An 18,876-nucleotide genomic window follows, 5' to 3' on the forward strand; every position below is an offset into this window, starting at 1 on the left:
CGTTACGGTGCCTCCGGTGTGTCGCTGAGTCCGGTGCCCGTGACGAACCGGCACCGCCGGCGGCCGAACAACCACCGGCCGTCGTGGCGTACCAGTTCGTCGTCGTAGAGAGCCGAACGAAGTTGCTGGGTAACGGCATTGACGAACAACACCTGGGACCGTGCCCTGGCGGTGTCGTGGGCGATTTCGAGACGCGACGCCCCGGTCAGATGCAAACCATGGGGTGCCGCGCGAAACATCGCGCCGATGTCGTCGAGGCCTTTGAAGGTTTGCCCGTACACCTGGAATTCGCCGTCGGCAGCGAACAATTGCAGGGCCCCGTCGAAGTCGCCCGCGTCGAGGGCGAGCGCGTACTCGGACAACAGGCTGCGGATTGCTTCGACGTCACTCATTTGCCGGTCGCCTCGCGTAGGTGTTCGGCCGCTCCCCGACGCAGAGCCTGCGACTCAGATGCCAGGGTGATCATCTGAAAGCCGAGTCGCGCCATCGTGTTTCCGGTCTTGCCGTCGCTGGCATGGATGCCGGTGACCAGTCCGGCGGCGGTGGCCACCTCGCGGGTACGGGTAATGGCCTTGAGCACCCGTTCATCGTTGGTAGCCCCTAGGACATTCGCACCGACAGAGCTGGCCAAATCCGCGGGTCCAATATAGATACCGGTCAAACCAGCTACCGCGCAAATGTTTTCGATATCGGCCACCGCCGCGCTGGTCTCTATCATGGCGAACACGCTCGCCCGGGATTCGAGTGCGGCGGGATCGAGGCCCAGGTCGGCCCGCAGCGGACCGAAGCTGCGCACGCCGGCCGGGGGGTAGCGGGTGGCGGCCACCGCGGCCGCGGCCTGCTCGGCCGACTCGATCATGGCGATGATCACGGCGTCGGCACCGGCGTCCAGCACGCGCCCGATGGGTGCCGGGTCCGCGTTGGGCAGCCGAACCGCGGTCGCAATCGGAACGTGTTCGAGGTGGCGCAGCAGGCTCGCAACGTCGGCATCGTCAAGATATCCGTGCTGGGTGTCGAATCCGACGTAATCGTAACCAGCACGGGCGAATTCCCGCGGTCCGAGCTCGGTCGGCCCGGTCACCCAACCGCCCCAGATCGGTGACTTGGAGATATTGCGGAACACACTCATACCGTGACCGCGATCTTCACCCGCTCCGGGACCGGTTGGCAGGCCAGCTCGAACGCCTGCTGGACCTGGTCGACCGGGAAGGTGTGGGTGAGGTAATTCTCGAGCAGGCCCGGGTGTTCGGCCGCGAACCGGCCCGCGGCTTCAAGAACGCGCCGGCGGTCCAGCGTGACACCGGATTTCAGCGTCAAACTCTTGCGCAGCATCGCCCGCATGTCGATCGGATACGTCGGGTCGTCGGCGACCCCGAAATAGAACACGGTCCCACCCGGTGCGACGGCTTCGATGGCGTGCCCCAGGGTTGCCACCTGGTGGCCGACCGCCTCGACCACCACATCGGGCCGGTCCTCGGTTGCCAGTTGACTCACCCACCTGTCGCTGGTGGCGCGCACCGCGTCATCGACACCGTAAGTGTACGAGAGCTTTTCGCGGTCCACCGGATCGACTCCGGTCACCTTCCGGGCGCCGGCGGCCTTGGCGACGTAGGAGAAGAGCAGTCCGATGGAGCCCTGGCCGATGATTGCCACGTGGCGTCCGGAGAAGTCCGGCAGCTGCTCGCATGCGTACAGCACGCAGGCCAGCGGTTGCAGACCGACCGCCTGGGCGGGGGTGAGGGCGGTGTCGTAGCGGGCCAGCCCGTCGCCGTCACTGATCACCCGCTCCATCAGGCCGTCGAAGCCCGATGCCCAGCCCACCACGAGGTCACCCGGCCGGTGCTCGGGATGCCGGCTGGCGATGACTTCGCCGGCCACTTCGTGAATGGGGAAGCCGTCCTTGTCCGCGGCGCTGCGGCCGTCGTCGCCGGGCAACCTTCCCTTGGCGCCGCGGAACCCGGGCAGGTCGCTACCGCAGATGCCGGCGGCCTGAAACTTCAGCAGCACTTGACCGTCCGTCAGGCCCTGGGGCGTCTTGTCCGGAATTGAGTGCCGCTCGAACAGGTAGGGAGCGATGATCCGGTAGGACCACACGTCACACCTCCACCGGAATGTTGTTCCAGCCCCACTGGAAGCTGGAGGGCAACCGGGTGGCGTCGCGGGCGCGTACGCCGAACTCTGGAACCCGGCGCAGCCATTCCTGGATCAGGACGGCGACTTCCAGTCTGGCCAGATGGTAGCCGATGCAGAAGTGCTGTCCGCGTCCGAAGGCCAGGGAGCGTTTGATCGGCCGGTTCCAGATGAACTGGTCGGGGTCGGGGTACTCCCGCTCGTCGCGGTTGGCCGATGCCAGCAGGGTGATGATGCGTTGTCCCGGTTCGATGGTGTGGCCGTGCAGGGTCAACGGCTTGCGGGCGGTTCGAGCGAACCATTGCGCCGGTGCGCAATAGCGGATCATCTCTTCGCGGGCGACCGGCACGTTGGCCGCCGGATCCGCGCGGACCGCCGCCAGCTGCTCGGGCCGGCGGCTGAGTTCCCACAGCCCGTGCGCGACGATCTTGGGCACGGTTTCGGTGCCGCCGATGAAGATACAGAGCATCTGGGTGGCCACTTCGGTGTCGTCGAGTGCGCTGCCGTCGGGCAGCCGGTAGGCGAGCAGGCCATCGACGACGGGCAAGGCGCCGTCCTTCGCCGCGCGACGCCGCTCGACCACTGGAACCAGGAATCCCAGATAATTCGGCCGCGCCTCGGCGGTGTCGACCCCTTCGCCGGGTTCGGCCAGGCTGCCGGCATTGACGGCGGCCAATACCTGCGGGGCGAGATCTGTTGCGATACCCAGGAGTTCACAGACGATCGAGGCGACCACGATGCCGCCGTAGTCCTGGGTCAGATCGAAGGAACCTCGTGGGATCAGCTCGTCGAGGCGTTCGTTGGCCAGCGCACGGATCCTGCTCTCCAGCGACCCGACCGACTTGGGCCGCAGCGGTTGTGAGTGGGCACGCCGGATCTCCCCGTACAGGTCCGCGTCGAACATCGCATGGAACGGCAGCGGATGCAGCGGCGGGTCGGGTACCGGTCCGGAATTATGCTGGGCCAGAACAGATGCCGCCGGTAGCGTTCCTTCCGAGGCGACGAAGGTGCCATCGTTGACTTCCAGCACCCGCCAGATGTCATCGAAGCGAGACAACGCGTAGGTGTCCCACTGCGGCATGTAGTACACCGGATGCTCGTCGCGCAGCGTGCGGTAGTACGGCAGCGGATCGGCCATCACCTGCGCGTCGAACGGGTCGTAGGAGAAACTCACTGCAGTGGCGACGGCGGTAGCGCCTGCAGGATGGAGTCCTCCCAACCGTCACGTAGCGCCGGGGCCATGCTCATCCAGGTGACGATCTCGGCGGGCGGGCTGTCCTTCCAGGACGGGTAGTGGTTGGCGAAACATTCCCAACCTCCCTCCAACGCCCAGTAGTGGATCACTTCGTTGAAGCGGAAGGTCGTGGTGAAGGAACCGAGCCAATGTTTGCCGGTGCGCTCCGACCACGGCACATACAGCCGTTCCAGTTCGCGGATGTAGTCGTCCTGCCGGCCCGGCTTGGTCTGCATGATCTCCTGAATCACCAGCGACGCATCGAAATTGGTTTCGCGCAGCTGAGCCAAGGTCCTATTGCTCGGTCCGGCGTACATGATCCGGCCCTCGCCCTTGGCGCCGATGTCGGCCAGAAACGCCGACCACTTGCCGGCCGCGGCCTCGTGGCTGCCGCCGCGCGCCTGCGCGGCGCCGATCCGCGCATAATCGGCGAACGCGTCGATCTCCCAGATGATCGTCACCTGCGGCCAATGCCCGTTGTAGGGAGTGCTTTCCCAGATCGAGAAGAGCCTGGCGCCCAGTTCTTCCATCAAGGGCTGATAGGTGTCAACGAAGACCTCGGTGAAGCGGTCGCTTCGCCCGGAGCCCAGCTCGATCGTCTCGTGCAGGTAGAGCAGGGTGTGGCCGAAATACTTCTTCATCGCAATGCGTCAGCCCAGCCAGGCTGAGTCGGTGAACAAGGTTTCGATGGGATCGATTGCCCGGAAGGCGATTCCGGCTGCCCGCAACGCCTGCCCCTTGAAGGCCCGGGCCGCCGCGCTGAGCTGGTACTCGGTGCGGACGAGGGCGCGGTCGATTCCGAGGGGCCAGCCTTGGCCCCACAGCGCGACTTCGACCAGCCGGTTGCCCATGGCCTTGCGCATCTTTTCGCGCAGGCACTCGTGGGCGATGAACGCCTCGCCGCTGACGGCGAGACTCTGGCTCAGCGGTGCCGACGGGTCCAATTCCGATTCCAGGTCCAGCACCTGCACGCCGAGGATGCGCAGCGACCGGTCGTCACTGCCGCCGCCGTCGCCGCTGCCGCCTGGGAGCATCACGTTCACCTGCCAGCCCGCCATCGCCCGGTCGAAGAGCCAGCCGCCGGTTGTCTGTAGGACGTCATCCGGCCTGACTGCGAAAACGTCCAGCCGATGCCGCTGAATCTCGCCGTCGGCGGAGGTCCGGCGAGCACGGTTCGCAGGGTGCCCGCTGATGTCGAACGTTGGAGTGCCCATCGATCCCTTCCTCGCCGCGCTGTCAGGGCATTGGACAGCGTGACAGTTTTAGGGAGATTTGTAAAGCTATTGCGGGGCGCTCAGGGCCGGCGCCGGGCGGCCAGTTCGGCGAGGACCTCGTCGGTGTGCTGACCGAGTTTCGGCGCCACGGACCGCGGTGAGCAGGGCGTTCCGCGAAAATCCGCCGGGGTTGCCACCATCGGCACGCTGGCATCGCCGTCCGGCACGTCGACGATCCCGCCGGCGGCGTGGAACTGCTCGTCGGCGACTACGTCCTCGATGGCGTTAATCGGTGACCAGAAGAAATCCGGTTCGGCCGCGAAGAGTTCCGACCACTCGGCCAGCGGCTTGGTCGCGAAGATTGCGTCCAGTTCGGCGATCAGTTGCGCCGCGTTGACGGCACGGCCGCGGGCCTCGGCATACCGGGGGTCGTCCAGCCACTCGGTCCGGCCCACCACCCGGCATAAGGCGGGCCAGTGCCGGTCGACCTCGAGGCCGACGATCCAGAAACGCCGCCCGTCCCCGGCGGCGTAGTTGTTCATGCACGGATTTCCCATTGTCGCGCGCTGTCCGATCGCGATGGGTTGGCCGGTGAGCAGGTAGGTGTTGAGGTCGAAGCTCACGGTGTAAGCGCCCTGGCGGTACAGGGACGTGGTCACCAGTTGGCCGGAGCCGGTGCGCTCGCGGGCGAGCAACGCCGCGCAGACCGCCGCCGCCAGGGTCATGCCGGCCGAATGGTCGCCCATGCCGCCGCGCTGGAATGGCGGCGTGTCACCGGGCCTGGTGAGCAGGTGCGCGATGCCGCCCCGCGACCAGAAGGCCGCCACGTCGTAGGCGGCGCGGTCGGCGTCGGGTCCGCTGTCGCCGTAGCCGGTGATCAGTCCGTAGACCAGGCGGGGGTTCGTGGCGGCTACCGACTCGTAGTCCAGTCCCAGCCGCTGCAGCGCGCCCGGTCGCACGTTGGTGATGAAAACGTCCGCGTCGGAGAGCAATTCGAGGGCGGTACCGTGACCGGCCTCGGTGGTGACGTCCAGCACGATGCTGCGCTTGGAGCGGTTGTCCATTTCGAACGGCGGGTTCACGCCCAGGTCGCAACCCAGCATCCGCCCGAACAGGCGCCCGGGATCACCGCTCGGCGGCTCGATCTTGATGACGTCCGCGCCCCAGTCGGCCAGGATGCCGCCCGTCGCCGGCCCCGCCACCCAAACCCCGAGTTCGACGACCTTGATGCCTTCCACCGGTCCGGCCATGAATCAAACCCTAACCGCGCACTAGAAAGGTGGATCGTCCGGCAGCGGATCCGGTGTCGGAAATTCCGGCTCCCAGTCATCCGGCAGTACCTCGGGTTCGTGGGGATCGTTCACCCACTTGCAGAACGGGCTGGTGCTCGGCGCACCCTTGAAGATGACCAGCATGTCGCGCATGCGGTTTCGGAAGCGACGCTTTTCCAACTCGCGTTTTCGGGCTTCCTCCAGCCGGCGCCGCCGCTCGTTGAGCGGGCGCTGCTCGCGATTGTGCTTGCGCGCCTGATTGATTCGGCTGGCCCGTTGTTGGGATCTGTTGCATCGGTTGCCTACCGGCAGCGCGCGCACCGGTGCGCTCAATTCCGGAAACAGATCTGCGCCGGCCGGCTGGGTGGTGTAGACGTGACCGGTCGGCGAAGTCCAGATCACGGTTCCGTCAGGGAGCTGTCGATCACGCCAGCCGCCGAAGGTCTTGAGTAAATGGTGGCATCGATTGGCCGAAGAACACTCTGCAAGCCAAATCGGTTGAGGCCATACTGTCCATACCTGTTGGACGCTGCGACGGCGGACCTGTCTCCAGTTCGGGCGTGGGGTTGGGTCGCTACCTGCCTATGCGCCGTTCACCAGTGTCGGTACGTGTGGGCCCGGACCAGCCGGGTCTCGGCCTTCGCGGCTTTCTGAATGATCTCCCAATGCGGGCCGCCCTCCACACAGCGCGGGCAATCGAAGTCGCCGCCAACGGTGTGGCCCACCAGGCTCACGCCGTGGCAGTTGAAGTGCGCCGTCTGGTAGCCCTTGCCGATGCGGATGCGGTCCTGCTCACGCACCAGCGCGGACAGGCACGGCTCGTTCCGTAGCCCGCACAGCGTGCCGATCTCCGCGAGCGGCAGCAGCTTGAACCACGCATGACCGGGCTTCCATGCGGGCCATCCAAGCGCCGACGCCATGTCAACGTACATGTCCTTGTAGGTAGTTTTTTCGCCGTTCTGGTCTACGAGCAGGTTGTACCCGTAGACGACGCGCGGTTCGGGAGATGGCCTGTCGGCCCTCATGCGAACCAACTTCCAATCCGGTCCCACAAGCTGAGTTGTTTGGGCGGCGGCGGCAGTGCCGATCTGACCTGCCGCCACGCGGGTATGTCGCCGGGCGGCTCTTCAAACCCGTAGCGGATGTTGCGTATGGGGTCGGGTAGCGCGCCGCGGTCACCCATTGTTCGCCGTCGGCGCTCACTCATGTGATCTGACCTCTCGGTTTTGCCCTTCCAGAGCGTATGGCATATAACGAAGGTCAAAGTGCCTATCGATCAGCTGTTGCGAAATGCTTCAGAACCTTCTAGATCATTTTCCGACGCGGCCAGGCCATTACGCGGATAGCAGGCGAGGACGATCAGTGGCCTCGCAGCCGCTTTATCTCTGCGCGACACTCCTCGGCGGCAGCGTTAAGGCTGACTCGCTCTGCGATGATCCGCAATTTGCCTCCGCGCTCATGCAGTACGACCGCGTAATCGCGCCCCGTGCGCTCCTGCCCCTCTGGCGCGCCGCTGTCGCAGATGATGACGAAGGTTCCGACCGAGGTGGTGCCCCACTTCACCGGGCCGTTGGTGGTAGCGGCGGTCTGCGACTTCATTCCCGCCACCGGAGTGTTCAGCTCCGTGGTGTGCCACTTAATGCGTTCCATGGTTACAGCTTTCAGGGTCTCGCCGGTGCCAACGCCGAAGGCTAGCTTGGTGTTGGCAGCGCTTCCGCGTGGACACATCAGAATCGACTGCGCTGCGTGCCCGCGTTCGGTCTACGCGACAGTCAGACGTACTTGGTGGGTGCGTCATCTCTGGCAATGGAATCGAAAGAGGGATAGCTCGCCGGATAGCCGGACTTGCCTTCGCCGCGGCGCAACCGGTCGTACTTGTCCGGTCGCGATTTGTCCTTGATCTCGACGTGGCCGTCAGGCCAGACCATGCCAACGGTCTCCCAGCTGTCGCCGTTCCATCTGGCGACGAACGGGTGGCCCCGATGCGGGGGCAGCTCGTCGCAAAGCGCAACCAGCGTGGCGATTTCGGCCGCGACGTAACGGGGGCGCTGCCCTGGCCAGCGGCTAGAGAGATTCTGCTCGCGTTCGCGGCGGTCGCGACCGCAGCCACTGTAGTGCTGGCAACTCATCCAAAGGCCGTAGTCGCCTTGGTTGGGGGTCATTTGCGTCGGATCGAAGCTAAGTCTGAGTCCATGGCCGCCAACCTAGCGCGATGACAGTGGCCGCCGTCAATCGGCGCATTGAGGATCGAACTTGCTTTGCGGTGTTGGGTCGTTGGTGTCGTCGACTGGCTAAAGAACATTTAAAGCTCCGACGTCGTTGCCCATCGGCCACGTGATCTCAGGCCGTCGGTCGGCCTGGTCCGAGCGACGTCAGCCATTGCAGTCGTGGAGGCCGATCTGCGACCCGGTCCCCGCAGCGTCCAAGGCTGCCGCATCGGCGGCGTCTTGAAATAGCGCGACCCTCCCCCGAACGTCTTCCCGTCGCTGCTCGCCGCGATCGAGAGACAGGCGATGATCACCCTCGCCGTCCCGACCCGCGGTCTCCAGTACCAACTTCGAGCGAAGCCACACATCATCTGAAGATAATGATGCATCAAAAGTGTATATTGATGTATCAGGAGTTCGACGAACGACCAAGGGATGAGATGTTAGCGGGACATAACGAGGCACAGCGGATGTTCGAGGAATTGGGTCGGTGGTACGGGTTTGAGCCGCGCCGGCAGCACAGCCGTGGGTTTCCCGCAGACGGCGTTTGGCTGCTGGGCAGCTGCTACGGTCCGGCCTTTGGGGAGCTCCCGGTAGTCGCGATCGAGGTCGTAGCGAGTGAGTCGCCGAAAACGATTCTCGGGTCGATCGCGACGCTCGAACGTGTTGGGGCCGCCTTGGGAATCGTCCTGGTACAGGAGGACGAGATAGCGCGTCGTCTTGTCCGCGACGGCGCATCGCGCGCCGACGTGCAGGCATACCTCGCACGCACACATGCCCATATCGACGGGCACCTCGCATCGGTGAGGCACCGAATCGAACGATGGTCGTTCGAGCAACTCAGCCACGCACACACGCTGGCAGCACAACGAACACAACGAACAGGAGTAGGAGCGAAATGAGCATCCAAACCGAAATCGACACCACAGCAGTCGTCAAGAACGTGCACGACTACGTCGACATGCCGGGGATCGGCCGGATCTACCGCGCGGTCATCCCCGTGTCCATGCTGGCGCGCCTCCTAAAGAGGTCGGTCGTACGATACGCACCCGAGTACCAGCGCGGCTTCAAGAAGGTGCAGGACGACCCCAACACGTACAGCGTCCTGCTTCCGCTGACCGACCCGACCTTGCAGGTGAGCCGTCATCGGGCCGAGGAGATGGCCGTGAAGTATCTGCGCGGCGACCTGTTCTCCGGCACTGTGATCTGGAACGCGCGCATCGAGGAGGACGACCCCGCGCCGGAGTATGACCCGACGACGGAGGAATTGCGCCTTTTCGGCGACATCGTCATTCCCGACACCGCGCACCGACACCTCGCCTATTACTTGCTCACCGAATGGAAGCGCGACGAGAAGACGATTCCTACCAGGGTGACGGTGAACGACGTGCCGGTGGAGAAGAACGAGATCCAGAAGATGCTCATCGACTTCGATCCGAAGAAGGCTTCGCTGTTCTTGGAGATCTATTCACTCTCGCCCGAAAAGGAAGGTTGGCTGTACGACCAATTCAACTTCGACGCGCGTCCGCCGCAGAAGGCCGTGGGCAACACGCTCAACCCGACGAAGACACCGGCGCGCCGGTTCGTACTCGGCGGACTGATGCGCGTCAGTCCGGTCTTCGGCGACAAAGAGGTCGAGATGCGCGCGAACAACATCGGTTCCGACTCACGCAAGCTCGTCACCAACAACACGCTGATCTCCGCCGCTGACAACTTCAAGAAGCTCCTGGTCAACCTCGAGAAGGAGAACGAGAAAACGGGAGCCTACGATGATTTCCTGGCGTTCTTCGCGGCGTTCTTTAACGAGTACGCCAACCATTTCCCCGCCGCCAAAGCCGGTGCGACTCAGGAAGTCCGGCAGGAGGCGCGCGCGAAGACGTTCGCCGTATCGAACATAATGTTCCACCCGTTGTTCCGCCTGGCGAAAGACCTTTGGATTAGCTATCGGGCGCAAAAGCAGGACTGGAAGACCCGCACTGAGTGGAAGGACGCCATTGCACGCCTTGCTGGCACAGTGGAGGTCACCGAGAAAGATAAGGTCACCGGGAAAGATAAGAAGGTCAAGTACGGCTTCATGAGTCGGAACAATCCACAGTGGGTGGGCAAGATCCTCATCGAACAATATGGCCCTGCGGGAGTGACCGGAACATCGCTCAGCAACACACGTCAGACTCGCGAGACCGCGTACAGCTACCTCGTTGAACAGGCGAAAGTCGGTCCATTTATCGATAAGGGCACCGCCAAGTAGTGTCGTTGTTGGTCTAGGTGAGGCAGGCAGGTCGCGGAACCGCATTCGAGCGGTGGACGAAGCCCCTGTTCGCTCTGTGCGTGGACCTCGCCGACATCAGCGGGATCGGCGGCGCGCCTAAGCGCACAGTCGGACCCAACGACGTGCTGGTGTCCAGCACCCTGCGCGACCTGGTGATCGGGTCAGGGTTGGTGCTCGAGGAGCGCGGCGCCTATGAACTCAAAGGCGTTCCCGGTGAATGGCACTTGCTCGCCGTCGTGTCGTAACCACGCAACGGTGCTCGGTCGAACTGACGCGACTTCCCGGGGCTGCGTCCGCTCGCAGAAGTCTCGCGGCGACGTGGGCAGATTCGAATTGCTTCGCGGTATCCACCTTCCGCAGGGATGTGTGGCCCTTGGTTGTGATTGAACTTCGGACTGTGGACAAGTCGGCGGTTCGCTTCGTGCCGCATTCGGGATGGTGGTGCACGAAGCCAGCACTACCAACATGGCGTTCGTTCTGGTTGCGCAGCCACCGTTATCGCGCCTTCACCGCCGAAACTTGAAGGCTTCGAATTCAGCCCGACTTGCGCTGCTGCCAAATTCGTGCGACTGCAAATCTTGGCATCGGCGAGGACGGTTTCCGCGTAGTCCGGGCACTTTTTGGTTCGAGCCTGCGCGGCCCGGCCGCCGACTGCTTGCACGCGCCGTCCTCGATCGGCCGCGGCGGTAGGCGCAATACGCCCACCCACGCGGGCGGCGTTAGACCTATAGGCGAGTGACACTGCGTGAGCCGCGAGCCCTGGAGGTTTGACCACCGGTCCGCGGGTGGAGGTGGATGACCGTCGCGTCCGCCTTCGGCTCCCAGTCCGTCCACGAGTCGAAGTATGACCGGTGCAGTCCGGTGCGTTCGGCAACCTGTGCATTTGGGTCGTCGCCCGGAAATCGCTGCGACAGTGCCCGAGCGAGCCAAATTGCGCGCTCGTTCCCGACCTCCACCGGTTCTTCCTTCCTCCAGCCACGAGCAGAGATTTGCTTGTACAGGCTTCGCGCATGCTCCATGTCGATGCGATGCAGTTGCTGCAATCGGATCACCATCGCCTTGATCGCCACCCCCCACCGCTCCTTCAGCCGTGCCAGCGTGGCAAGGGTGACTCTTCCTCCTACTTCGTCCAGGTCTTCAAGGAAAGACTCACCGGGAAGTAGGAAAGCACCCGCGAAACGGTTCGCATGTTTCTCGAATGCCTTGGCTTGGTCCGCCGTCTCGGGCGCGGCGGACGAGCCGTGGAGGGTCACGTGTCCGAGTTCGTGGGACAGCGTGAAACGCTGCCGATCACCAGGAACGCCTCCGCTGCCAGAAGGCCGGCTGACTCGAATCACAGGAACACCGTCGACGGAGAGCGACATGCCCAGGTGCCTACCCAACTCGTTTTCCATCGGCAAGACCACGCATCCAAGCCGCTCTGCAGCGCGCGTTGCGTTCGGAACGGCCTCCGTGGGCTGCACGTCGGCAGCCTCGCGCACAGCGGCGGCGAATTCCTCAATCTCGTTGTCGTCGTTCAGGTCGCCGGCGAAGGCCGGAAGTCGTTCTGGAAGCCGCTTGAGGCGCAGGTCATTGATGAACTCCAACGCGAGCAAGGTGTCGGCAACATACTGCTCCACGGTCTTCTTCGGCGCATCGGCGTACGCGCGTAGCCACGGCCGCGTATGGAGCGGGTCAGACGGGGGCCGGCTCAACAAGTCGGTGCTGCATTCGAGTGCGTCCGCCAACCGTTGAGCGTTAACGCTGTCGAGTGACAGCTGCCCACTGAGCACCCGGGAGAAGGCGCTGGCGGGTAGGTCTAATCGCTCTGCGAGTTCAGCTTGCGTCAGACCGCGGGCGGTGCGAAGGCGTTGTATGCGCGTGTAGTTCGGGTAAACGTTCACAACTAGGCGTCCGTTTCGCTTGGCGCGCCCCACGACAGCGTGGGATGTGGAGGGAATGGTCGGCTGATTTTGCCGCTAGATGCGGCTAGCTGGCGTTGGATTCGCCGGTCTCGTTGCCCAGGTCCTCGTCGCCCAGGTCGTCTTCATCGGCGGGCCGAAAGCCGCCACCGGACGGCGGAGGTGCGAAACCGCCGCCGAGCGCAGTCGCGGGACCAAGCTCGAGAAGCGGAACGGCGTCGTCGGTGATTCCATAGATCCTCGCGGCGAAGATGTCAGCGACCAGGCCCTCGTCATTGACCGTGTAGCCGAGAACCCATCGCTCCGGGACGATTAGCGAGTCGGGCTCCGCGTCAATGGTCATGATGGCGTCCGACCCGGCGATGATTATGTAGTCGCCGGTCTCGGGGTCGGTCTCTGCCTTGCGGACACGGAAGCGACGGTCGGAAGCGTCCACGAGGTCAATGACGTCGCATCCCCCACCGCTCACCGTCCTAAAGCCCAGCCCAATTCGGCTGGTCGCCTCCTCGATCGCGTCGAGGACAAGAGCCCGGCTCAGGGATGACTGAGGTCTGCGCGACTGGGTGAACGCGTCATCCAATCTCACGGCCTTCTCGATCTTCCAGCCGCGATCTTCGAAAGTTTCGCGAATCTCATCCGCTAGGTTGTGCATACGAATCACGGTAGTGAGTGTGACATAAGCCTGAAACCGTTTCAACTATTTGTCACACCGGCGGGTCACCGACTTCAATAACCCATCCGCGCCGGCCGCCCACGTCGCCCACTGGTCGCGCGCTACCTCGTATCAGAGCTGGATCGACCCTTGTAGGGCCTTCGCCGCAAGCGCATGCGAGCGGGCGAACTTTTTCAACCGACGGGAGAAGTTGTGGAAGAGCACGACTTGGACGCCTCGTTTCTCAAGGAGGCGAACGAAGTCAATCAGCGTCTCCTCGCTGGAATGCGCGGTCCAGGGACTTGTATCGATGCCTTGCCCGGCTAGGTCTGCACGTCGCCCGATCAACAGCACTTGCGCCTCGGGTGGCGCGGCGAATCGATCGCCTGAGGCGCTTGGATCGACGAGCCAAATCCGACGACCCGCTGGTAGGGCTTGAGTGTGGTCGAGCCAATAGAGCCAAACAGACTCTGCCCACGCTGACATGGATGTGCCGTACTGAGCACGCAGTAGCGGATCAAGGGACGGATGATCTCGGCGGATGAAGGCGTCGTGCATGGCTTTTACGACGTTGCGGACTGTCCCGGAGGCGAGGTAACTGACCGTGCCCCGTAGAGGACCATCCTTCCCGATGTGGAAGAGGTCAGCGAGCGCGTACGTCAGCTGATCTGGTGCGCCGACCAATACGATGTCGGAAGCCCCAAGTGACAACACCTCTCTAGCCACTTCGTGGTTGCTTGCACCAGCCGGCCGGCCGGCCATCGTGGCGTCAAGCAGAACTGTGCATTGACGATCCTGCGGCAAAACGTTGAGGAGCTCCGGCTCCACCGAATGACGCGCGGTCCGCAATACAACATCGCCTGTGTAGAGCAGAGCACGCTGCCCATCGTCGAGCAGGTACCCGACCGAACCTGGAACATGCGGCACCGAGACCGCCTCAACCTGGATGACGCCGATCCGGAAACCGAGGCCAGGTTCGACCAGTGTTAGGGGGCCGATCCCGTCGACACGCGAGCCGAGAAGGAGGCAAGTGATCTTCGACATGACGATGGGCAGGTCACCAATGAAACCCTCCAAAACGGCGCCGGCATGATCGCGGTGCCCGTGCGAAAGCAGGACTGCTACGTCGTCCGCGTCCCTGACGAGTCCGGGTCCGAAGCCCACGTCGAGGAGTGCTGACCCTGTGTCGAATCGCACCCGGATTGCGGTCCCGGCCTCAGCGCCGGACCCTGCGGACTCGACCGATACGATCGACGAGGGGCCGTCTATCTTGAGGCGGACTGACCTTGCCACGCGGCTGCGAACCCACCTAGCACTCCCTAAGCGTTCGCCGGTCACCAAGGGGTACCACCCAGTCTTAGCAACGACGTCTGATGCACGATGGTGTAGCACGTCCCGTAGGACTGGGTCCGAGAGGGTGGAGCAGAGGGCGATCGTGTACCGAAACCCGTCGTCGCCGTGGACAAAATCGATGAAGCGAACCCCTGTGATGTTGGACGCTGGTTGGCCGAAGAGCTTCCAGACCGTGTCGAGGAACCCGGCCGCAGGCAATGGGGAAGGGCGCGACTCAACGGAGAGCAATTCCCGTGCGCGCTTCCTCGGGCCAAACCAGGCCTTAGTGGTCCGCTCAACGAGCGGGTTCCATGCGGCCGATGTCTGATCCGCCATTGCTCCCCATCCTCAGGCGCGTCGGCCCAAATGGGAGATACGCCCAGTCGCCGTCGGAGACGAGTGGCCCGCCGTTGACAGTTAGATCGTGAACAGCTTGGCGAGCATGGTGTTTGACGGCCGCGCGCCTTATCCCGCGGCGTCACCGCGAGCTTACCGGCGGTGGATTAACGGCTCGATCAGGCGCTGCAGTGGGCGCCGCGGGGTCTAGCCGGTCCAGGTCTGTTCTTGACGGAACAGACCTTCCGAACTTCGAGCAGCACGCCGTGGCGGGGCAGGGTAACACCGTTGGGCAGCACCAACTGAACGCGGCCACCGTTGCGACCGAAGCGACCGTTCCCGCCGCACCATATCTATGGCGCTGACGACAGCCGGGTCGTCGGGGTCGAATCCTTCAGCCCACAGAGCCGACCGTTCTTCATCGTCCATACCTGGGTTGGACGCGGCGCCGGCCGCCACGGCTCCCTCGATTCCGCAGCGTCATCCAGGGGTCATCTGTTAACGTCCGCCTCACCTGCTCGGGACACGGCAACGTAGCGAACACTGGTTCCCGGGGGGACTCTCAAACGGCAGATAGCGAGCGCGCGTTCGTCAATGCCCCCATCCCTATTCGATAGGAAAGGTATGACCAACCACGCCTGGTCGGCTTACGAGGCCATTCCGCTAATCAATGATGTGGTGGTTCACCGAGGACTGCGCTGGAACGGGCCAGCTCCCGCGCACCCAGAGGATCACTACGAAGGCCTTATCCCCACCCGAACCAAACAAGCCGTCTACCTACAAGCCTGGGTGGTGGCGTTCCATATGGGCCTGTGCCCCAACAGCCCGAATACCAAGCCTCCGGTTTTGATTAGCAAGCTGATCGAAGCGTTCGAATTGGACCCCGACGGGATGGCGCAAACCTCGGGTGCCATCGCGATGGTCCCCAGCTAGGTATACATGCACGACCGAACAGCCTTGCCATAGAACGCGGCCACGCATTAGGCCACGCGAGGCTTGTGCAGTCCGGTCTCGCTCTCGTCCTGTCCGTCGAAAGGCAATCCGGGGTGTGCCCGTAAGCGCAAAAGGGAGCGACCGTGAACCAAGTAGTTGAACGCCGATTGGCGCTGTGGCCCAACGCAAAGACTCGCGCTGAGGCCGCCCGGCTCCTCTACATCAAGGGGTGGACGCTGGGGAGGGTGCTGGCACTGTACCCCGACGAGGTGGTCAGCGAGGACCGCGGCGTCAAGCGCGGGGCTGCCCGCCGCGCGATCTGGGCGCACTACGCGCTGCTCCAGGAGGCGGTGGGTGAGCCTGACATCGACCCCAGCGACGCCGCCGCAGTCGAGCGTGTGGTTAAAACGAAGGGAGTCGAAGTTGCACGGTGTCGCACCGGGAGCCACCTAGGGGAGTACAACACATTCCCCGACCTGGCCTGGTACGAACGCCAGGCACCACCGAGTTGGCCCATCGAGGCTGACGATGACGGCCGCCGGGAGCGTGAGCAGGCTGATATCCGCAGCGCCATGTGCCCAGAATGCTTTTGCGTCCACGCGGGCGAGTGCCCGTAATACCAGTCGATGTGGTGATCAGGGTGACCGAGCGGCGTCGGCACAACTCTGTCGTTGATTAGAACCGCGACCGCTGGCGCGACGTCCAACGTTTTTGGACGTTGCGCCTGCCGCTACTAATTCCCCGAGGGAGTCGTTGCCAGAGCTGCGAACAGTGCCGGCCAGTGTGATCGGATAGGCGGTTATCGACGACCTCGCCGACATCGGCCCCACCCCGCCGCCGTGGATACCGCCCGACGCCCAACCCGAATGGAAGGGCCCACCTCTGACGGCACCGCGCTGCTCTGGCTCCAGGGAGTCGGCGAAGATGTGACGATCAAGTGCGAGGACACCATCGAGGACGGGGAGTGGTACCGCAGTTCCCCGGAGATCGGGATCCTCGACCCGTTGACGGCCTGGACGCGGCGGCAGCGCGCCGACTGGCCGTCGATCTGAACGCCGCAGCGGACATAATCGACGACTAAGCCGGGGAGCGCCGGCCCCACCGGGAAACTTGTTGTTGCGGCAGGAATTGTCGATCCCGCGTGAACGCAGCGCCGCTCGCGCGACCGTTATGTGGTGGAAGGGGATCGCACGGCCAACGGTGCACTTGTCCTTGATGCCGGTCTGGGGCCGGCAGTGCAAAATCGTGCCGCGTTAGTTCGGTCGCGACCAAATGAAACTGACATACGGTGAGGGCTCCGGCGGAGGTCGGCATTTCTCCTGCCTACCCCCGCCGGTGTGAAGACCATGGCTTCAGCAGCCCGCGATCTCGATGATCGGAGACCCGGGCGGACGGGCGTGCCGAGTGGCTGCCGGGTTGCACCGCCCTTGCAGCCGGCATAGCCACCGATCTCCGCCATCGAATTGTGGCCGGAAAGCGCTGCGCCCGTGGATCGTGCGAGTGTTGTCGATGATCAAGACGTCACCCGGCTTGAGCACGACCCCGCTGCGGTTTTCCGCCCAAACCGCCGTAACAGCTTCCAGCGCATTTCGGTGGTCGGAACTATCGCTGAACATGAGTTCGCCATCGAACGTAAAAACGGGATCTGACGTCGGGCCCGACAGCACGGCCGTTGGCCCCCGGATCTCGGCGGAGGCGCCCCCGCGGACGAAGGATGTATCGACCCCGCAATAAAACCGAGGTTGCCGTAGCAGATCGACGAGGTAACCCGGAAGCTGTCTTACCAATGTCCTTGCCGACATGGCGTACGTGACGGCGTTCGGGTCCCCGCGAAGGCTTCCCAGAGCTAGGAAGTCCGGACGCAACCGGTTGAACGCCTGCTCGGTGTGCGGGAGCAAGTCCTTGCGACTCCCTGTCGAGGTCTGCTCTTGTTGATCGGCTTCGGTCGGGACCACCGACTGAACTATCTCGCCCTTTGACTCCGCCCGATAGCCGACGAGGTGACAGACGCTGGACAACAACGCTGCAGTCTGTTTTGCCATCAGCGTGTAGCGCGTGGCGTCATTGACCGAATCCGACGGTGTTTCCGGTATCGGACCGACGATCAAGTCAGTCCACAGTAATGCTCCGTCGCCGCTGACGATGAAGTCTTCCATCGTTTCTCGAACAAACAGGGGCAACAGACCCGCGGCCAGTCGAGCCTGCCGGGCAAAGCCGGCCGGATCGCACGTGGCGTCGGCAGCGATCGTCGAAGCTGTGTGGGCGATCTCGTTTTTGAAGTTGCCGACCGACTGGATATGTACGGTCGACCAGGGCTGTTCAGCTGAAAATTCCAGCGTCATGTTGGCCTCTTTCTGTGTGGAGGCTCTGCCAGAACTAGCAGAGGTGTGCATCCATCAGGTCGCCGATGTGCGGCGGAATGTTCAGTTCGCCTGCGGGCGCGATCGCCTGTGCATGCATGCGTCCATACGGGCAGGAGCAGATGTCCGTCGTCCCGGGGTCGCCATCGCTACGAAGCCGCCAGGGAGCATGAACGTCTTCATCGCTCGACCTGGTGGACCCCCCGCCTGGGATGGGTACAAAACTTCTATCGCCAAAAGTGAACATCGCGGGCAGCACCGTCGACTACCACATTGACCAGCCCAGTCGGCACGGGGCCGCTGGGGAGATCGGGATTGGAAGGGAACGCGATCATGCGTAGACGCAAAGCCGCGCGCATCCGAGGCCGGTGCCCATGAGCGGGGAATATCGTGACCAGTTGTTCGAGGAGGTTTGGGGCCTCGACGCCACCGCGGCGATCAGCGTCGTGTTCGACTTCATCAACAAACGTAGGGGCTCCATGACCTACGCCGATGTCGAGGACCTTACCCAGGAGACCATGGTCAAGGCTTTGCACTATTGCTCCCAACCTAACCGTGAGCCCGTGCGGTGCGGCGTCGCGTTGCTAAAGACAATGGCGGGGCGTGTGATTACGGACTTCTGGCGCCGCACCATTCGCCTCGATAAGCGTCGGCAACTTATCGACGAATTCAATGACCTACATCACAGACGTGCCGCCGCATCAACTCAGCACGTCGACTGGGTGGCGCGCTTAAGGCGGGAGCAAGAGTACATCGACGTCATCGAATCTCTGATCGACAAACTTCGACCGAAGGCGCGCAGCATCATGCGTCTGCTGTGGGACCCGGTCGAATTCGACTTCAAAGGCTTAACACACAACGAGGTAGCGGAACTCCTTGGAATCCCTCGCGTCACCGTAACGAAGACCTACAACCGCTGCATAGAAGGGTGGCGAGACCGCCTCGGTGACTTTGAGGCCCAACTTAGACAACGAACTGAATAGTCCTGCTGCACAACCACTTTAAAGCGCATCAACCAGACTGGGTGAGCGCTGATC

At 63.5% G+C, this 18,876-nt stretch carries 20 protein-coding genes and 2 pseudogenes; 7 read left to right on the top strand and 15 right to left on the bottom strand.

Annotated elements, in window-relative coordinates; genetic code table 11:
• Positions 1-2: 2 nt before the first annotated feature.
• From BN972_RS19190 to BN972_RS19240, 11 genes and pseudogenes are all read right to left on the bottom strand, one after another.
• The gene (locus BN972_RS19190) at positions 3-392 is read right to left on the bottom strand and encodes a nuclear transport factor 2 family protein (protein WP_036361433.1); all 390 of its coding nucleotides are present in this window, start codon (positions 390-392) and stop codon (positions 3-5) included.
• Positions 389-1,129, bottom strand: coding sequence for an HpcH/HpaI aldolase family protein (locus BN972_RS19195; RefSeq protein WP_036361435.1), 741 nt, complete (start codon positions 1,127-1,129; stop codon positions 389-391). Before BN972_RS19195 ends, BN972_RS19190 begins: the two co-directional genes overlap by 4 nt.
• Positions 1,126-2,094, bottom strand: coding sequence for a zinc-binding dehydrogenase (locus BN972_RS19200; protein WP_036361437.1), 969 nt, complete (start codon positions 2,092-2,094; stop codon positions 1,126-1,128). The genes BN972_RS19195 and BN972_RS19200 overlap by 4 nt, the downstream gene beginning before the upstream one ends.
• Position 2,095: 1 nt before the next feature.
• A complete protein-coding gene (locus BN972_RS19205) occupies positions 2,096-3,304 on the bottom strand; it encodes a cytochrome P450 (RefSeq protein WP_036361439.1) in 1,209 nt (402 codons plus the stop codon).
• Complete coding sequence (locus tag BN972_RS19210; protein ID WP_036361441.1) at positions 3,301-4,005, bottom strand: hypothetical protein; 705 nt, start codon at positions 4,003-4,005, stop codon at positions 3,301-3,303. Before BN972_RS19210 ends, BN972_RS19205 begins: the two co-directional genes overlap by 4 nt.
• Positions 4,006-4,014: 9 nt before the next feature.
• Positions 4,015-4,578: a hypothetical protein gene (locus tag BN972_RS19215; protein ID WP_036361443.1), complete on the bottom strand. Its 564-nt coding sequence runs from the start codon at positions 4,576-4,578 to the stop codon at positions 4,015-4,017.
• Positions 4,579-4,658: 80 nt separating this feature from the next.
• Positions 4,659-5,828 carry a CaiB/BaiF CoA transferase family protein gene (locus BN972_RS19220; protein WP_036361445.1) on the bottom strand — a complete coding sequence of 390 codons (1,170 nt, stop codon included), beginning with the start codon at positions 5,826-5,828 and terminating at the stop codon, positions 4,659-4,661.
• Positions 5,829-5,849: 21 nt separating this feature from the next.
• Positions 5,850-6,314 (bottom strand): annotated as a pseudogene (locus BN972_RS19225) (HNH endonuclease signature motif containing protein); the annotation flags it as partial.
• 128 nt (positions 6,315-6,442) lie between these two features.
• Positions 6,443-6,874 carry a hypothetical protein gene (locus tag BN972_RS19230; protein WP_142277057.1) on the bottom strand — a complete coding sequence of 144 codons (432 nt, stop codon included), beginning with the start codon at positions 6,872-6,874 and terminating at the stop codon, positions 6,443-6,445.
• A 334-nt stretch (positions 6,875-7,208) separates the two neighbouring features.
• Entirely contained in the window at positions 7,209-7,499 is a 291-nt protein-coding gene (locus tag BN972_RS19235; protein WP_142277056.1) for a hypothetical protein, read from the bottom strand.
• Positions 7,500-7,621: 122 nt separating this feature from the next.
• Positions 7,622-8,011: a hypothetical protein gene (locus tag BN972_RS19240; protein ID WP_036361454.1), complete on the bottom strand. Its 390-nt coding sequence runs from the start codon at positions 8,009-8,011 to the stop codon at positions 7,622-7,624.
• Between the two features lie 449 nt (positions 8,012-8,460).
• Between BN972_RS19240 and BN972_RS29630 the strand changes: the two genes are divergently transcribed.
• The 3 genes and pseudogenes from BN972_RS29630 to BN972_RS19260 all read left to right on the top strand — a co-directional run.
• Positions 8,461-8,958 carry a hypothetical protein gene (locus BN972_RS29630; protein WP_158086306.1) on the top strand — a complete coding sequence of 166 codons (498 nt, stop codon included), beginning with the start codon at positions 8,461-8,463 and terminating at the stop codon, positions 8,956-8,958.
• Positions 8,955-10,304 (top strand): ParB N-terminal domain-containing protein, encoded by a 1,350-nt coding sequence (locus BN972_RS19255; RefSeq protein WP_036361461.1) that lies wholly within the window; start codon positions 8,955-8,957, stop codon positions 10,302-10,304. Before BN972_RS29630 ends, BN972_RS19255 begins: the two co-directional genes overlap by 4 nt.
• Positions 10,305-10,432: 128 nt before the next feature.
• A pseudogene (locus BN972_RS19260) lies at positions 10,433-10,570 on the top strand (adenylate/guanylate cyclase domain-containing protein); the annotation flags it as partial.
• Between the two features lie 480 nt (positions 10,571-11,050).
• On the opposite strand, the gene BN972_RS27820 reads toward BN972_RS19260, so the two are convergent.
• From BN972_RS27820 to BN972_RS19275, 3 genes are all read right to left on the bottom strand, one after another.
• Complete coding sequence (locus BN972_RS27820) at positions 11,051-12,241, bottom strand: helix-turn-helix domain-containing protein (RefSeq protein WP_080697011.1); 1,191 nt, start codon at positions 12,239-12,241, stop codon at positions 11,051-11,053.
• Positions 12,242-12,293: 52 nt separating this feature from the next.
• Entirely contained in the window at positions 12,294-12,878 is a 585-nt protein-coding gene (locus BN972_RS19270; protein ID WP_083041857.1) for a hypothetical protein, read from the bottom strand.
• Positions 12,879-13,010: 132 nt separating this feature from the next.
• Positions 13,011-14,042 carry an MBL fold metallo-hydrolase gene (locus tag BN972_RS19275; protein ID WP_142277054.1) on the bottom strand — a complete coding sequence of 344 codons (1,032 nt, stop codon included), beginning with the start codon at positions 14,040-14,042 and terminating at the stop codon, positions 13,011-13,013.
• Between the two features lie 1,128 nt (positions 14,043-15,170).
• Here BN972_RS19275 and BN972_RS19280 point away from each other — a divergent pair.
• The 3 genes from BN972_RS19280 to BN972_RS30875 all read left to right on the top strand — a co-directional run bounded on the left by BN972_RS19280 (position 15,171) and on the right by BN972_RS30875 (position 16,531).
• Complete coding sequence (locus tag BN972_RS19280) at positions 15,171-15,479, top strand: hypothetical protein (protein WP_036361470.1); 309 nt, start codon at positions 15,171-15,173, stop codon at positions 15,477-15,479.
• Positions 15,480-15,622: 143 nt separating this feature from the next.
• A complete protein-coding gene (locus tag BN972_RS19285; protein WP_142277053.1) occupies positions 15,623-16,096 on the top strand; it encodes a hypothetical protein in 474 nt (157 codons plus the stop codon).
• A 309-nt stretch (positions 16,097-16,405) separates the two neighbouring features.
• On the top strand, positions 16,406-16,531 hold the full coding sequence (locus BN972_RS30875) for a hypothetical protein (protein WP_261785922.1): 126 nt from the start codon (positions 16,406-16,408) through the stop codon (positions 16,529-16,531).
• Positions 16,532-16,831: 300 nt separating this feature from the next.
• On the opposite strand, the gene BN972_RS19295 is transcribed toward BN972_RS30875, so the two are convergent.
• Positions 16,832-17,821 carry a TauD/TfdA family dioxygenase gene (locus tag BN972_RS19295; RefSeq protein ID WP_080697015.1) on the bottom strand — a complete coding sequence of 330 codons (990 nt, stop codon included), beginning with the start codon at positions 17,819-17,821 and terminating at the stop codon, positions 16,832-16,834.
• Between the two features lie 416 nt (positions 17,822-18,237).
• Here BN972_RS19295 and BN972_RS19300 point away from each other — a divergent pair, with 416 nt between their 5' ends.
• Positions 18,238-18,822 (top strand): RNA polymerase sigma factor, encoded by a 585-nt coding sequence (locus BN972_RS19300; RefSeq protein ID WP_158086304.1) that lies wholly within the window; start codon positions 18,238-18,240, stop codon positions 18,820-18,822.
• Positions 18,823-18,876: the final 54 nt, after the last annotated feature.

This window comes from Mycobacterium asiaticum DSM 44297, assembly GCF_000613245.1.
Lineage (GTDB): Bacteria > Actinomycetota > Actinomycetes > Mycobacteriales > Mycobacteriaceae > Mycobacterium > Mycobacterium asiaticum.

Excerpts from the sequence above, each read along its gene's own strand:
- BN972_RS19230 (WP_142277057.1), bottom strand. The coding sequence starts at position 6,874 with ATGAGGGCCGACAGGCCATCTCCCGAACCGCGCGTCGTCTACGGGTAC.
- BN972_RS19255 (WP_036361461.1), top strand. The coding sequence starts at position 8,955 with ATGAGCATCCAAACCGAAATCGACACCACAGCAGTCGTCAAGAACGTG.
- BN972_RS29630 (WP_158086306.1), top strand. The coding sequence starts at position 8,461 with ATGTATCAGGAGTTCGACGAACGACCAAGGGATGAGATGTTAGCGGGA.
- BN972_RS19295 (WP_080697015.1), bottom strand. The coding sequence starts at position 17,821 with ATGACGCTGGAATTTTCAGCTGAACAGCCCTGGTCGACCGTACATATC.
- BN972_RS19190 (WP_036361433.1), bottom strand. The coding sequence starts at position 392 with ATGAGTGACGTCGAAGCAATCCGCAGCCTGTTGTCCGAGTACGCGCTC.
- BN972_RS19210 (WP_036361441.1), bottom strand. The coding sequence starts at position 4,005 with ATGAAGAAGTATTTCGGCCACACCCTGCTCTACCTGCACGAGACGATC.
- BN972_RS19280 (WP_036361470.1), top strand. The coding sequence starts at position 15,171 with ATGACCAACCACGCCTGGTCGGCTTACGAGGCCATTCCGCTAATCAAT.
- BN972_RS19220 (WP_036361445.1), bottom strand. The coding sequence starts at position 5,828 with ATGGCCGGACCGGTGGAAGGCATCAAGGTCGTCGAACTCGGGGTTTGG.
- BN972_RS19215 (WP_036361443.1), bottom strand. The coding sequence starts at position 4,578 with ATGGGCACTCCAACGTTCGACATCAGCGGGCACCCTGCGAACCGTGCT.
- BN972_RS19195 (WP_036361435.1), bottom strand. The coding sequence starts at position 1,129 with ATGAGTGTGTTCCGCAATATCTCCAAGTCACCGATCTGGGGCGGTTGG.
- BN972_RS19235 (WP_142277056.1), bottom strand. The coding sequence starts at position 7,499 with ATGGAACGCATTAAGTGGCACACCACGGAGCTGAACACTCCGGTGGCG.
- BN972_RS19240 (WP_036361454.1), bottom strand. The coding sequence starts at position 8,011 with ATGACCCCCAACCAAGGCGACTACGGCCTTTGGATGAGTTGCCAGCAC.
- BN972_RS19270 (WP_083041857.1), bottom strand. The coding sequence starts at position 12,878 with ATGCACAACCTAGCGGATGAGATTCGCGAAACTTTCGAAGATCGCGGC.